Below are 14,534 nucleotides of genomic sequence, written 5' to 3'. Positions count from 1 at the left end.
CGCAAATTCGCAAATTTTATTTTTATTGAATTATAAAATAATTTGCGAATTTGCGGTTAAATGACTTTGGATAAAGTACTATTTAGCGTAAAAAATTAATAATGAAAAAACTTTTTCTTTATATCTCCTTGTCATTCTCGCTATTTGCTTTCGCCCAAAACGAACAATTGGCGCAGTATTATTATGACAAAGGCGATTTTGAAAAAGCCAGAATCAGTTATGAAGAGTTACTGGAAAACCTGCCACAAAACACACAGTATTTTTTAAGAACCATTGACTGTTACCAACAATTACAGCAATTTTCTGTTGCCGAAAAAGCAATACTGGACCGATTAGACAAATACAAGCAAGGGAATCTTCTGGTCGAATTGGGATACAATTATCAGTTGCAAAAAAATGATGCCAAAGCCAAAATTTACTACGAGCAAGCACTTGACAGAATCAAAAAGAACCCAAATGAAGTGTACGGTATTTCCAATTCTTTTGAGAGAAAGGTGTTGTTGGAATATGCCTTGAAATCCTATCAAGCGGCAACGGAATTAGAACCGAATTTCAATTTTAATTATCAAATAGGGTTGCTTTATGGGCAATTAGGCAATCAGGAAATGATGATTAATACTTTTCTGAATGAAGCCTATGCGAATCCTCAAAATTCGATACAGATTCAAAATCAGCTGTCTCGTTTTATGGTGGATGAGGGCGATGCCAATTTTAGCGAAATACTTCGAAAAGCATTAATTATAAGAGCTCAAAAAAACCAAGATCTTTTCTGGAATCATTATTTGAGTTGGTTTTATACCCAACAAAAAGAGTTCGAGAAAGCATTTATTCAGGAAAAAGCTATTTACAAGCGCGACCCGGAATCCCTTTCTAATATTGTGAATTTAGGACAACTCGCTATTGAAGAAGACAATCCCGATGCGGCCAAAGAAATTCTGGGTTTTGTATTGGAAAACACAAAAGATTTAGAACTGTTGATTCAAGCCAATTCCTATTTGATGAAAATGAAAATAGGGAAGGCTAAAGAAAAAGAATATGTTGCCATCAATACAGAATTAGAGGGTTTGTTGAAACAATTTGAAATAAGTCCTTTTACCTTATCTTTGCAGCTGATTCAGGCACATTTTGTAGCTTTTAATTTAAAAAAGCCGGAAGATGGAAAGGCAATAATCAAAAAAGCACTGGAGTTGCAATTGAATGATTATGATGTGGCTCAGGCCAAAATGGAATTGGCGGATATTTTGCTTTACGAAGAGAAATTCAATCAGGCTTTGATCTATTATTCACAGATAGAATTGGATTTGAAAAATGATATTGTGGCACATGAAGCGAGTTTGAAAGCCGCTAAAACGAGTTATTTCAAAACGGATTTTATTTGGGCTTTGAAACAATTCAAGGAATTAAAATCAGCGAATACACAATTGATTGCCAATGATGCTTTGGAATATTTTCTTTTAATAAATGACAATACCGTTGCCGATTCGACACAAACAGCTTTGAAACAGTTTGCCAAAGGAGATTATCTTTTATATCAAAACAGAAATCAGGAAGCAATAGCGCAGTTTCAAACGATATTGAAAAACTATAAAGGGCAGGACCCGAGAGCTACGCTCGAACAGGCGAAGCAAATAGAGGCGGTGACATTATTGCGTTTGGGTAAAATTTATGAAAAATTAGGTGATTTTACTTTGGCTTTAAGCCAATATCAAACTATTATAGACCAGCACAGTGACGGCATTTATATTGATGAAGCTTTATACTTCTCAGCAGAAATTTATAACAAAAAATTGCAACAGCCCGAAAAGGCAAAACCATTATACGAAAAGATAATTTTCAGTCACAAAGACAGTATTTATTTTGTGGAAGCCAGAAAGAAATTCAGGCAATTGCGAGGGGATACTAATTTATAAAACAGAATGCTAGATTATTAGATTTTGGATTTTTTGAAAAAGTCTAACAATCTAATAATCTAAAAGTCTAACAATCTAAAAAAAATGATAATATACAACGTTACCACAAACATACACGAAAGCGTTCATGACCAATGGATGATTTGGATGCAACACAAGCACATTCCGGAAATTTTGGCTACTGGAAAGTTTTCCTCGGCAAGAATGGTGCGGGTTTTAATTGAAGAGGAAATGGGAGGAGTGACTTATTCCGTACAATACACAACAGATAGTAAGGAAACTCTGGAGAAATATTATCAGGAAGATGCACCCGCTTTTCGCGAAGAAGGATTGAAATTGTTTGGAGACAAAATGCTGGCTTTTAGAACTGAGTTAGAATTGATTTCGGAACACTAGAAAAAAGTGTTCAGTATTCAGTTGTCATTGCGAGGAACGAAGCAATCACATTCAGGGTATCGTTTTGAATCAAAATCTTGAAGTCGGAATTTATGACATCAAGTTGAATTTACAATAAAGCATAAAAATTGGAGGTTGCAATTTGTGACCTCCAATTCAAAAAATAAAAGTTATTGTTGTTTGGTGTATTTTTTTTGGTACCTTTGTGCCAACAGTACACACCACGCTACAGTTTTTAGTAATAAAGACAGCGTCCCAGGGTGTGTCTTTTGCTTTAAATACGTTTCGTTTTTTAATTTTTTATATTAATTATGTTCGAAAAATTACCTTTTACTATTCAAGAACAGATAGAAAGATTACAAACACGAGGCTTAAAAATCACTCCTGAAGATAAGGCAACACATTATTTATCTCATATAAGTTATTATCGGTTAGGTGAATATTGGTATTCGATGCAATCGGATAAAGTCAACCACATTTTTAAAGAAAATAGTAAATTTAAAGACGTAATTGCGCTTTATCAATTTGATGGAGAGCTAAAAATTTTGTTATTTGATATCATAGAAAAAATAGAAATAAGTTTAAGAACCAAGTTGATTTATCATCTTTCGCACGAATTCAATCCTTGGTGGTTTCAAAATTTCGATTTATTTATAGACAGTAAAGCTTTAGTAAAAACACTTTCAAGTCTAGAAGAAGAATTAGAACGAAGTAAAGAAATAACAATAAAAAATCATTTTAAAAACCATAAAGACGATTTGCGTTTTCCACCAGCTTGGAAGTCATTAGAGCAAACCAGTTTTGGATCGTTATCAAAATTATATGGTAATTTGAAGAATACAGTTCATTCTAAAGACGTAATTGCTAAAGAATTCGGGGTTGTTAATCACACTTTTTTGCCTAGTTGGCTACAATCCATTGCTCAAATTCGAAATTATTGCGCACATCATTCTAGATTATGGAATAAAAATTTACCAGGAAACCCTAAATTATTACCAAATCCACCATTTAATTGGGTTGAAGATGTGCCAAAACAGAACGAAAAACTGTACGTCCATCTTTGTATTATGAAATATTTATTAGATAGGATTCAACCTGAAAATGATTTCAGCGAAAGATTAAATATTCTTTTTATAAAATATCCAAACGTTGATTCAAATGCAATCGGGATGAAGCCGAATTGGAATAATGAAAATCTCTGGAAATAGTTTTCAGTTTTTGACATAAATTAGAGGCATAATTTGCGACCTTTAATTATAAAATATATATAAATACGCTTTTTGTCTTTTCGCCTTCATGTCAAAATAAAAAAACAAAAAAATACTTTGTGCCTTCGTGGCAAAAAAACAAACAAAATGGAAAAAGTAACAGCCAAAAAACACCTCGGACAACATTTCTTGAAAGACGAAAGCATTGCTAAAGATATTGCTGACACGTTGAACCTGGAAGGATATGATGATGTATTAGAAATAGGCCCCGGAATGGGTGTTTTGACAAAGTATTTATTGGAAAAGCCAATCAATACGTATGTGATAGAAATCGATACCGAATCAGTTACATATTTAGACGAAAATTATCCGAAATTAAAAGATAAAATCATTTCTAAAGATTTCTTGAAATACAATGTCAATGAAATTTTTGAAGGAAAGCAATTCGCTATTATTGGGAATTTTCCATATAATATTTCGACTCAAATTGTTTTTAGAACATTAGAATATCGCGATCAGATTCCTGAATTTGCGGGAATGTTCCAGAAAGAAGTGGCACAGCGTATTTGTGAAAAAAAGGGAACCAAAGCCTATGGGATTTTGTCCGTTTTGGCACAAGCTTTTTATGATGCCGAATATCTATTTACAGTCGATGAAAATGTATTTATTCCGCCACCAAAAGTAAAATCGGGTGTGTTGCGTTTGCGCAGAAAGAAAGATTACAGTTTGCCTTGCGGTGAAAAATTATTTTTCACTGTGGTTAAAACTGCTTTTCAACAACGCAGAAAGACCTTGCGAAACAGTTTAAAAACCTTAAATTTGTCCGATAGTTTAAGAGAAGACAAAGTTTTTGATCTTCGACCTGAGCAATTAAGTGTAGAACAGTTCATAGAACTTACTCAAAAAATAGAAGCCGATGGAGTTTAAAATCAGCAAAGCGCTAATTCATGAATTAGAGCAACACATTGTTAATAAAAATGATAAGGAACTGGAAGCCTTACTTAACGACATGCACCATGCTGATATTGCCGAGATTCTTGATGAGCTTGATTTTGCCGAAGCAACCTACATTTTTAAAGTATTAGACAGTGAAAAAACGGCAGAGATTCTTCTTGAATTAGAAGATGATTTGCGGGAGAATATATTAAGCAGGCTTTCGCCAAAAGAGATCGCCGAAGAATTAGATGAATTAGAGACCAATGATGCCGCTGATATTATTGCTGAACTTTCGCAAGAAATTAAGGCTGAGGTAATATCAGAATTAATAGATGTTGAGCATGCCAAGGATATTGTTGATTTATTGCGTTATGATGAGGATACAGCCGGGGGAATTATGCACAAAGAGTTGGTTAAAGTCAATGAAAATTGGAATGTATTAACGTGTGTAAAAGAAATGCGAATTCAAGCCGAAAATATCTCTCGGGTGCATTCTATTTATGTCGTGGATGATGAAGATCGATTGAAAGGACGTTTGTCGCTTAAGGATTTATTGACAACTTCAACCAGAACAGCGATAAGTGATGTCTACATTCGAAAACTGAATTCGGTCAATGTAGATACAGAAGATGTTGAGGTAGCGAGAATAATGCAGAAATACGATTTAGAAGCCATTCCTGTTATTGATGAATTGGGACGACTTGTAGGCCGAATCACCATTGATGATATTATTGATGTAATCAAGGATGAAGCCGATAAGGATTACCAGTTGGCTGCGGGTATTACCCAAGACGTTGAAACCAATGACAGTATTTACGAACATACCAAAGCGCGTTTGCCTTGGTTGCTAATCGGAATGTTTATTGAATTAATAGCGTCCTATGTTATTAAAGGCAATGAAGCCACTTCCCAAAAATTTTATACACTTATTATTTTTATGCCACTGCTGTCGGCAACAGCTGGAAATATTGGGGTACAGGCATCTGCAATTATTGTGCAAGGTCTGGCAAATGGTACTTTGAAAGAATTTAGTCGTAATTATTTTAGCAAAGAAATTTCGGTGGCAATGATTTCGGGGACTATAATCGCACTGTTAGTATTGGGCTATCATACGTTTATGTATGGACAATTCCAGGTAGGAATGGCAATTTCCATATCTATTGTTGTCGTTATATTATTTGCTGCTACTTTAGGGACATTAGTGCCGCTATTCCTGCACAAAAACAATATCGACCCAGCCATTGCAACAGGACCTTTTATTACAACAACAAATGATGTTTTTGGAATTATGATTTACTTCGGAATTGCCAATCTCATTTTAGGATTTTAATACTAACTATACAACCAACCAAAAAACTAAAAATTACAATTAACACTTTCCGTAGCGACATTCTCATCTTATGAGAGCGTCGGGGAGAGGAAAAACCACAATCAGCATGAAAGTACACATAATTGGCGGAGGAAACTTAGGCGTAGCTATCGCAAAAGGATTATCAAAATTTTCGCAAGGAAATCAAATTACCATCACCCGAAGAAATACGTCAAGCATTCTCTATTTAGAGCAATTGGGCGTAACTGTTTCTACAGATAACAAACACAACATTCAAGACGCAGATATTATCATCCTTACTATAAAACCGTATCAGGTGGATACCGTTTTAGCCGAAATTCTTCCTGTGATTTCTAATAAAGTAATCGCTTCGGCAGTGAGTGGATTGTCGATTGAAAATCTACAAAACAAGATAGGCGAGGGGAACAGTGCCGTACGTATTATGCCAAATATTGCTTCACAATTTGGTGCTTCGGCAACTTGTATCGCTTTTCACGAAAAAAACAAAGAGAAAGCGCAAAACACGGTTACTCTTTTCCAAGACTTAGGGACAGCTCCAATAATTGACGAAAAATTGATGGATGCAGCAACTGTTTTGGCGGCGAGCGGAACCGCTTTTGCGTTGCGTTACATTCGTGCATCGATGCAAGCCGGAATCGAAATAGGATTTGACTGGCAAACAGCACTAGCTATTTCAGCACAAACCGTAAAAGGCGCTGCCGAAATGATCATGGAAGAACAAATACACCCAGAACAATTAATTGACCGTGTAACCACGCCGCAAGGCTGTACGATTGCGGGATTGAACGAAATGGAAATGCATGGATTCAGTTCGTCCTTGATACGCGGAATCAAAACTTCTTTGAAACAAATCAAGGGATAAACGTAAGTAGGGCGTGGAGTGCTCCGCAAATTATTGGGTAAATAGTATGTAAAAGTTAGTTGTTGTGACGAGGCAATTTTAAAAGGTTAAAAATAATTTCCAATAATTTACCAAATAGAAATTGCTTAGCCATTAATCAACATTCTGATATTTAGTATCTTGATTAATCGTTTAAGCAATTTTTTTACTTGAAATAAATATAACCAACTGGGTAGTAAAATGAATTTTGACTAATGCCCGTTACAACAAACAAAAATTTAAGCCATAAGATTGCTTAAATCTTTTATTTTTTGGTAATTTGCTTTTATAGCAGTACGTTGTTCTTTAATCATCACCAATTGTTCAGAAGATAAATCTTCATTATGAGTTAATGAGTCATCGTAGGTTTCAAGTGCAGCCTCTTCTCCATATTCACATGAATTGATTATCGCTTTTCTGTCGCTTCCTGTCATGGCAGATTTAATATCCATCCATACTCTAAACAATTTACCTGATGCAGTTGTTCCTTCAGTTGGTGTTCCGCCTAATCTTTTTACTTCCGCAACAAGATCTGATTTGCATTTTAAACTTGTTTCAGTAAAATGAGAAAACAGTGTTTTTAAGTCTGTTTCATCAGCCTCTTTTGAAGCAGTTTCGTACCCTTGGATTCTATCGTTATTGATTTGGATTAACGAATTTAATATGTCAATTGATTTTTCAGTGTTCATCTTTTTTGTATTTATTGAGCGAATTAATTTTCACTTACACAAATATCAGCATACTTTACAATATAACTTTTACACAATTTTTTTTAAAATTTGTAACATTGACACATTGTTAAGTATTTGACACACAGAATTTAAAATATAAACAGTTAAAAGCTTTAATTATGAATTCACGGTGTAAGTTACGCGCACAATATGCTACATCAGGAATCATTTTATAAAATAAATCTTATATTTAAAAACGCCTTGCTCCGTAAATTATTCATCATCTATGGTGCGCAAATGTCTTTGAATTTGAGCCTGCAATAACTGAACTTTAAAAATAAAAAAATGAAAGAAAAAATGAAAGTACTTCAAATTATTCATCTTGCGATTTGTGCGGGAATAGTAATTGCCTATTTATTTATTGCACAGCTTTCATTTGAAAGTTTAAAAATAGAGACTACTGATTCCTCAGATTTAATATATTTTGCTATCCCAATTTTGGCTTTTTTTTTGAGTAATTTTTTATTTAAATTGCAACTTAAACAAGCCGACCCAAAACTAAAAACCGAAGAGAATCTGCCTATTTATCAGACAGCTTCAATTATTCGGTGGGCCATTCTTGAAGCTTCAGCATTACTTATTTTGTTTTTAAAACAAAATTTATTGCTACTTGGAATTTTGATAATAGTATATCTTGTATTTTTAAGACCTACAGAAGATAGAATTGTTAGTGAATTATCTAAAGCAATATAAGGCAATTATGCTTTTTTTTCTCTTCACCCTGTATGCTGCGCAAATGTCTCTGACTTTGAGCCCACAATAAGAATAAAATAAAGCAAGTAGCAATTTACAATAGCGTTAGCTTCCCTGCGGATTTAATTTAAATAATTCGTATATTTCAAAAAAAACTACCATGAAAAAACTATTGTTACTAACCCTTATTTTACTTTCTACCTATACCGTAAATGCCCAACAAGAGAAACACAAACCGGTGTTGCGACATGTAGTGATGTTTGGATGGAAAGAAGGAACGGATGCCGCATATATTACTAAAGTAGTGACCGCTTTGAATGATTTGAAGCATAAAATCCCAACCATTAAATCATTGGAATGGGGAACCAATAACAGCCCAGAAAACTTGAACAATGGTTTAACACATTGCTTTATACTTACATTCACCAGCGAAAGTGATCGAGATGCTTATCTTATTCATCCGGATCACAAAGCTTTTGTGGCGTTGTTGAATCCAGCTCCTGAGAAAGTCACGGTGTTTGATTATTGGGCTAATAAGTAAACGAAATCTATTTTAAAAACAGAAAATAAATAACTACTAAATAATTAATTTGCATCCTTTAAATGAAAAAAGTAATAGCATTCCTAATTCTGGCATTCAATCTAAACGCAAACGCTCAAGAAGTAAGTGTTGAAAAATCAATTTTTGGAGTACAAACCGGTTTTGGGGTACACGCAGGAATTTGGTTCAATAATGAGAGTAAATTATCAAATACTATCGCGTTAAGAAGCGAGATTGGCCTTGAGAAAGATTTTACGGTTGGAGATCATTATGATGGAGCCGGTTTTATTTTGCAACCGGTGCTAACATTAGAACCAAGATATTATTATAATCTGGAAAAAAGGAATTCAAAAGGTAAAAACACTACCAATAATAGCGGAAATTATTTCTCTATTAAAACAAGTTATCATCCGGATTGGTTTGTAATAAATTTAGCGGATAATGTAACTAAAACAGCTGATTTAGCACTTGTTCCTACCTGGGGGTTGAAACGTCAAATAGGGACTCATTTTACTTATGAAACCGCTGTGGGATTTGGGTATCGCGTGGTGTATTTGAAAGAGAATTCGGTTAATGGGAATGTTCAAAATGTAGATGGCGCCTATAATAGAAATCAATATATTCCCTATGTGCATGTGGGAATTGGCTACATTTTTTAGTAAAAAAAACAATCAAGTAAAAAAGGGTGTTTAGCTTTAAGCTAAACACCCTTTTTTTAAGGGACAAATCAATTAAACTATTGATTTGGTCTTTATTTTTTTGATTGGGGTTTTCAATGTGTACTTTAACCAAAGAAAACCAGCTGTTCCGGCTATAAAGGAAGCAATCAGAATCGCAATTTTAGAATAGGTAATTACTTCTTCGCCGTCATTTTTAAACGCAAGCAATGTTATAAATATGGACATGGTGAAACCAATTCCGCCCAACATTCCTGCGCCAATAAGAGTTTTCCATTGTAAATCTTTGGGCAAAACACAAATGCCCAGCGTAACGCCTAAAAACGAGAATAGCCAAATTCCGAGTGGTTTTCCAATCACAAGTCCTGCAATAATTCCTATTGTGTTAGGATGATTCAGTCCTTCGTGCCAGTTAGAATCTATTGCAATACACGTATTCGCTATTGCAAATAAAGGCAAGATAAAAAAGGCTACAGGTTTGTGTAAAAAATGCTGAATTTTATACGATGATGTTTTTTTTCCTCCATCACCAAACGGAATCAAAAAAGCCAATAAAACTCCGGTAATTGTGGCATGCACTCCAGAATTAAGCATGAAATACCACATGAAAATACCACCAATTAAGTACGGGAATAAATTATGAACCTTCATACGATTCAGAATAAATAATCCGCCAAGAATCCCTAAGGCTATAAATAAATTGACAAAAGCAATTGTTGAAGTGTAGAATATGGCAATGACAATTATAGCGCCCAAATCATCAATTACGGCAAGTGCTGTCAAGAATACTTTAAGCGATGTAGGAACGCGATTTCCTAATAAAGATAAAATACCAATGGCAAAGGCAATATCCGTAGCCATAGGAATTCCGGCTCCGTTTTGGGTTAAGGTTCCAAAATTTAAAGCAAGAAATATTCCGGCTGGAAGCAGCATTCCACCCAAAGCACCAAAAATAGGCAACGCAGCATTCTTGATACTAGACAATTCACCATGATAAATTTCGCGTTCCAGTTCTAAACCTATTAGCAGGAAAAAGATAGTCATCAGCCCGTCATTAATCCAATGTGTGATTGAATGATGCCCCAATTGGGTTTCCCAAAAGGCAATGTATTCGGTTTGAAAAGGGGAATTAGCAAGACAAAGAGAAAGAATAGTTACAAAAAGCAGCAGTAATCCTCCCGCTTTTTCGCTTTCAAAAAAGGCCTTAAATGTTTTTGTTAATTTCATTTTTGAGTTTTAGTACTATTGAATTCTTGAGACACATCTCAGAATAGAAAGAATGCTAATTTACACATTTGGGAACTATTTTTTTGTTAATTTGGGGTACTAAAACTTAGAAACTTTTTTATGGATATTAAAATCCTTCATATCGATAGCAATCATTCCTTACTTTGGGATCAATTGCAAAATGCCGGTTTTATAAATCACAGTGATTTTACTTCCTCAAAAGAAGAAATTGAAGTAAAAATTCAAGATTATCAGGGAATTGTTATTCGAAGCCGTTTCAAGATTGATAAAGCATTTTTAGACAAAGCCACTAATTTGCAATTCATAGCAAGAGTAGGAGCAGGATTAGAAAGTATTGATTGCGAATATGCAATATCTAAAAACATCACGCTTATTGCAGCTCCAGAAGGAAACAGAAATGCTGTTGCCGAGCATACGTTAGGAATGATTTTGTCTCTTTTTAATAAATTAAATGAAGCCGATAGCGAGATACGTTCCGGCCATTGGAACAGAGAAAGCAATCGTGGTCATGAATTGGATGGGAAAACGGTAGGGATTATTGGTTATGGAAATATGGGTAAATCATTTGCCAAGAAACTCCGTGGTTTTGATGCAGAAGTGTTGTGTTATGACATTCAGGAAAACGTGGGCGACAGCAATGCAAAGCAAGTTTCATTAGCAGAATTTCAGAAAAAAGTGGATGTAGTAAGCCTTCATATTCCATGGACTCCGGAAACTGATAAAATGGTGGATGCTGATTTTATAAATGGGTTTGCCAAACCTTTTTGGATTATAAATACGTCTCGTGGCAAGAATATTGTCACTGCTGATTTGGTTGCTGCGATGAAATCCGGCAAAATTCTAGGAGCTGGTTTAGATGTTTTGGAATATGAAAAATTGTCTTTTGAAACGCTGTTTCAAGATAAAAATACACCAGAAGCCTTTCAGTATTTGTTGAAAGCCAAGAATGTGATTCTGACGCCTCATATTGCCGGTTGGACATTCGAGAGCCATGAGCGACTGGCGCAAGTAATTGTAGATAAGATTAAAGCAAAATATTTTGGTTAAATAAAAATATAAATTTATCTGAGGCAGGTGTAACAATTTTGTTTAAATACAGTCTTATGATTTTGGATATTGAAGAGTTTGAATTGAACTTTGAGAGCCAAATTACATTGTGTTTTTACTAACTAAATTTAACCAAACCAAACCAAAATGGAAGAAATTGTACAAGAAACTTGGAACACTCCAAGAAAACCTATTCCGGTCTTTAAAGTAGATCCGGTATTAGTATTAATTTTTGGGTTTTTAACCTGCGGATTGTATTTAATCTATTGGAACATCAAAGTTGCGGAAGTTTTAAATGCGGTTTCTGAAAGAGAAGTTATCTCGCAACCAATTGCAATTTTTGCAGGTTGTTGTTATCCCGTAAATGTTTATTTCTTTTATTTGGCAGGCAGAGACGGGCTTCCGGAAGTGTATCATAGATCCGGTTCAGGCCAAAAAGACGATACGGTTTTGTTATTGATTCTAGGGCTATTCTTTCCTATGATTGCTGCAATGATAGTTCAAAATGACATTAATAAATTATACAATTAATACTAAAGAAAAACGCAAAGTTTACGGAATCATTGGCGCTTTATTAACGCTGATGGTTCCGTTTTTTTTAATGTTTTTTAATGGAGACAATCATCTTGAAACGGATCAGTCTTTGTGTCCTTTTAAAATGGTTACAGGTTTTCCATGTCCGGGTTGCGGAATTACAAAATCATTGGTTTATTTTTATGAGGGGGATTTTTATAAATCCATAAGCTATCATGTATTAGGTCCTTTTGTGATTGTATTCTGTATTGTTACCATTGTTGTTTTAACGATGGAACTGATTACCCAAAAAGAGTATTTTAATGCTGTTTTGTATAATAAAAAACTGGCTTATGGTCTGGGATTCTTTCTTGTTGTTTATCACATCATCAGATTGGTTTTCTTTATAAAAAACCATTCGTTAGATGCTATTTTAAAAGAGTCAATCTGGAGGTAATTATAAAACATAAAAAATCCCGTTCATAAACGGGATTTTTATTTATAATTCGAAAATTAATCTTCTTTTTCGCTTAGTTTTCGTTCCAGTTCAGCCTGAAATTCTTCCATTACAGGTTTCATGGTGCTTTCCGGAATATCGGCAATTCGGATGTACATTAATCCGTCAACGGCGTTATTAAACAGCGGATCGACATTAAAAGCAACCACTTTTGCGTTTTGTTTGATGTATTTTTTAATCAAAACCGGTAAACGCAAACTTCCTGGTTCCAGTTCATCAATGATTTTATCAAACTTATTCAAATCAGATTCGGTTTCATTAAAAATGAAATCTTTATCGGCATCTTTTAGTTTTACCTTATACGCTTTCTTCGGGTGAATATATTGCGCAATATACGGATCGTAATAATTTGACTTCATAAATTCAATCATCAGCGATTTTGAAAAATCTGAAAATTGATTGCTGATACTCACGCCACCTAATAGAAATTTATGTTCCGGATAACGTAAAGTGGTGTGCATTATTCCTTTCCAAAGCAGGAAAAGCGGCATTGGTTTCTGTTGGTATTCTTTAATGATAAAAGCGCGACCCATTTCTATGGATTTGTGCATCATATCATATAATTCGGGTTCAAATCGAAAAAGATCGTTTAGGTAAAAACCATTTATTCCGTATTTAGGATAAATTTCTGAACCCAATCCCATTCTATAAGCACCGGCAATTTTATTGGCATCAGCATCCCATAGAAAAAGGTGGTGATAATATTGGTCGTGCTTGTCTAAATCAATGGGTTCATTTGTTCCTTCACCCACTTCTCGAAAAGTAATTTCTCTAAGACGGCCAATTTCATGGAGAATATTTGGAATCTTAGATGCTTCTGTAAAGAAAACTTCATAGTTTTTACTTTGTAAAAGTCGGCAATCCGTACTGCGTAATGCATCTACTTCCTTAATCATTTTGTCTTGACTTGCGGCAGTGACAATTTTCTTTGGGCTTTTAGGGATTTTTAAAGTAGGAGTCGGTAAAAAAGGACTTTCTTTTTCGAAAGGATTCGCAAGCATGTACGTTTTCTTTCTTAAAAACTCCGAATATTCCTCTATTGTTGCGTGTTCATTTTGTTCACTTACCGAAATAGGTTTACCAATGCGCACTTTGATTACGCGGTGTTTCTGGCTAAACACTTCCGAAGGCAGTTTTGCCGTTCTAAAAGTGCCGCTTATTTTAGAAAGCAAATAAAATAATCGACTGTTTTTAGCGTGAAAATAAATAGGGACAACAGGAACTTGTGCTTTTCTAATTACTTTGATAGCTCCTTCCTCCCAGGGTTTATCCACCATTAATTTCCCGTCTTTATACGTTGAAACTTCTCCCGCTGGAAACATTCCCAATGGTTTTCCGTCACTTAAATGACGTAGGGTTTCTTTTATTCCTACCACGCTTGATTTAGCATCCTTATGATTTTCAAAAGGATTAACCGGCATAATGTATTTCTTAAGAGGCTCAATACGATGCAAAAGGAAATTAGCGATAATTTTGAAATTAGGCTCTCTTTCAAGCATTAATTTCAATAATAGAACCCCGTCAATTCCTCCTAACGGATGGTTTGAAATCGTGATATAAGCCCCCTCTTTTGGTAAGCGTTTTAAGTCTTCTTCGGGGATTTCAAATTTTATTTGTAAATCATCTAATATCCCGTTCAGGAAATCAACATCTTTCAAATGCTTGTTTCTGTCGTATACTTTGTTTAAAGTAGAAATTTTTAGCACCTTCATGAGCATCCAGCCTGAAAAAGTTCCAAGAACTCCGTACTTATCTGCATTTATCGCTTTTGCGACTTCTTTGGCGGTTACTAAACCCATGTATATTTAATTTTTTTGAGCAAGAAACAAAGATAGCAAAAAACTCCATTTTCTCTCTTTTTCTGAATCAAACTTCTACTTTTTTGT

General features: G+C 34.6%; 15 protein-coding genes. 12 read left to right on the top strand and 3 right to left on the bottom strand.

Annotated features, from left to right (window positions below):
* Positions 1–101: 101 nt before the first annotated feature.
* From T410_RS03900 to proC, 6 genes are all read left to right on the top strand, one after another.
* Positions 102–1,910 (top strand): tetratricopeptide repeat protein, encoded by a 1,809-nt coding sequence (locus T410_RS03900; RefSeq protein ID WP_035668877.1) that lies wholly within the window; start codon positions 102–104, stop codon positions 1,908–1,910.
* A gap of 84 nt (positions 1,911–1,994) precedes the next feature.
* Positions 1,995–2,306, top strand: coding sequence for a DUF4286 family protein (locus T410_RS03895; protein WP_035668876.1), 312 nt, complete (start codon positions 1,995–1,997; stop codon positions 2,304–2,306).
* 311 nt (positions 2,307–2,617) lie between these two features.
* A complete protein-coding gene (locus tag T410_RS03890; protein WP_035668874.1) occupies positions 2,618–3,514 on the top strand; it encodes an Abi family protein in 897 nt (298 codons plus the stop codon).
* A gap of 147 nt (positions 3,515–3,661) precedes the next feature.
* Positions 3,662–4,441, top strand: coding sequence for a 16S rRNA (adenine(1518)-N(6)/adenine(1519)-N(6))-dimethyltransferase RsmA (gene rsmA, locus T410_RS03885; protein ID WP_035674061.1), 780 nt, complete (start codon positions 3,662–3,664; stop codon positions 4,439–4,441).
* The gene (gene mgtE, locus T410_RS03880) at positions 4,431–5,780 is read left to right on the top strand and encodes a magnesium transporter (protein WP_035668873.1); all 1,350 of its coding nucleotides are present in this window, start codon (positions 4,431–4,433) and stop codon (positions 5,778–5,780) included. Before rsmA ends, mgtE begins: the two co-directional genes overlap by 11 nt.
* Positions 5,781–5,886: 106 nt before the next feature.
* Positions 5,887–6,663, top strand: coding sequence for a pyrroline-5-carboxylate reductase (gene proC, locus T410_RS03875; protein WP_035674057.1), 777 nt, complete (start codon positions 5,887–5,889; stop codon positions 6,661–6,663).
* Between the two features lie 257 nt (positions 6,664–6,920).
* On the opposite strand, the gene T410_RS03870 is transcribed toward proC, so the two are convergent.
* The gene (locus T410_RS03870; protein ID WP_035668872.1) at positions 6,921–7,370 is read right to left on the bottom strand and encodes a PA2169 family four-helix-bundle protein; all 450 of its coding nucleotides are present in this window, start codon (positions 7,368–7,370) and stop codon (positions 6,921–6,923) included.
* Positions 7,371–7,697: 327 nt separating this feature from the next.
* Here T410_RS03870 and T410_RS03865 point away from each other — a divergent pair, with 327 nt between their 5' ends.
* The 3 genes from T410_RS03865 (at position 7,698) to T410_RS03855 (ending at position 9,305) form a co-directional block, all read left to right on the top strand.
* Positions 7,698–8,105 (top strand): hypothetical protein, encoded by a 408-nt coding sequence (locus tag T410_RS03865; RefSeq protein ID WP_035668871.1) that lies wholly within the window; start codon positions 7,698–7,700, stop codon positions 8,103–8,105.
* Between the two features lie 160 nt (positions 8,106–8,265).
* Positions 8,266–8,646, top strand: a complete 381-nt coding sequence (locus tag T410_RS03860; RefSeq protein WP_035668869.1) for a Dabb family protein — start codon at positions 8,266–8,268, stop codon at positions 8,644–8,646.
* Between the two features lie 62 nt (positions 8,647–8,708).
* Entirely contained in the window at positions 8,709–9,305 is a 597-nt protein-coding gene (locus T410_RS03855) for a hypothetical protein (protein WP_035668868.1), read from the top strand.
* Positions 9,306–9,377: 72 nt separating this feature from the next.
* On the opposite strand, the gene nhaA is transcribed toward T410_RS03855, so the two are convergent.
* Positions 9,378–10,550, bottom strand: coding sequence for a Na+/H+ antiporter NhaA (gene nhaA, locus T410_RS03850; RefSeq protein WP_035668866.1), 1,173 nt, complete (start codon positions 10,548–10,550; stop codon positions 9,378–9,380).
* Between the two features lie 120 nt (positions 10,551–10,670).
* On the opposite strand from nhaA, the gene T410_RS03845 reads away from it, so the two are divergent.
* From T410_RS03845 to T410_RS03835, 3 genes are all read left to right on the top strand, one after another.
* Positions 10,671–11,618 (top strand): 2-hydroxyacid dehydrogenase, encoded by a 948-nt coding sequence (locus T410_RS03845; protein ID WP_035668865.1) that lies wholly within the window; start codon positions 10,671–10,673, stop codon positions 11,616–11,618.
* 147 nt (positions 11,619–11,765) lie between these two features.
* Positions 11,766–12,149 (top strand): DUF4234 domain-containing protein, encoded by a 384-nt coding sequence (locus T410_RS03840; protein ID WP_035668864.1) that lies wholly within the window; start codon positions 11,766–11,768, stop codon positions 12,147–12,149.
* Positions 12,124–12,588, top strand: a complete 465-nt coding sequence (locus T410_RS03835) for a DUF2752 domain-containing protein (RefSeq protein ID WP_035668863.1) — start codon at positions 12,124–12,126, stop codon at positions 12,586–12,588. Before T410_RS03840 ends, T410_RS03835 begins: the two co-directional genes overlap by 26 nt.
* Before the next feature lie 56 nt (positions 12,589–12,644).
* On the opposite strand, the gene T410_RS03830 is transcribed toward T410_RS03835, so the two are convergent.
* Entirely contained in the window at positions 12,645–14,447 is a 1,803-nt protein-coding gene (locus T410_RS03830; RefSeq protein WP_035668861.1) for a lysophospholipid acyltransferase family protein, read from the bottom strand.
* Positions 14,448–14,534: the final 87 nt, after the last annotated feature.

Source organism: Flavobacterium sp. 83, from assembly GCF_000744835.1.
Lineage (GTDB): Bacteria > Bacteroidota > Bacteroidia > Flavobacteriales > Flavobacteriaceae > Flavobacterium.
This window is presented reverse-complemented; position numbering and strand designations above follow the sequence as displayed.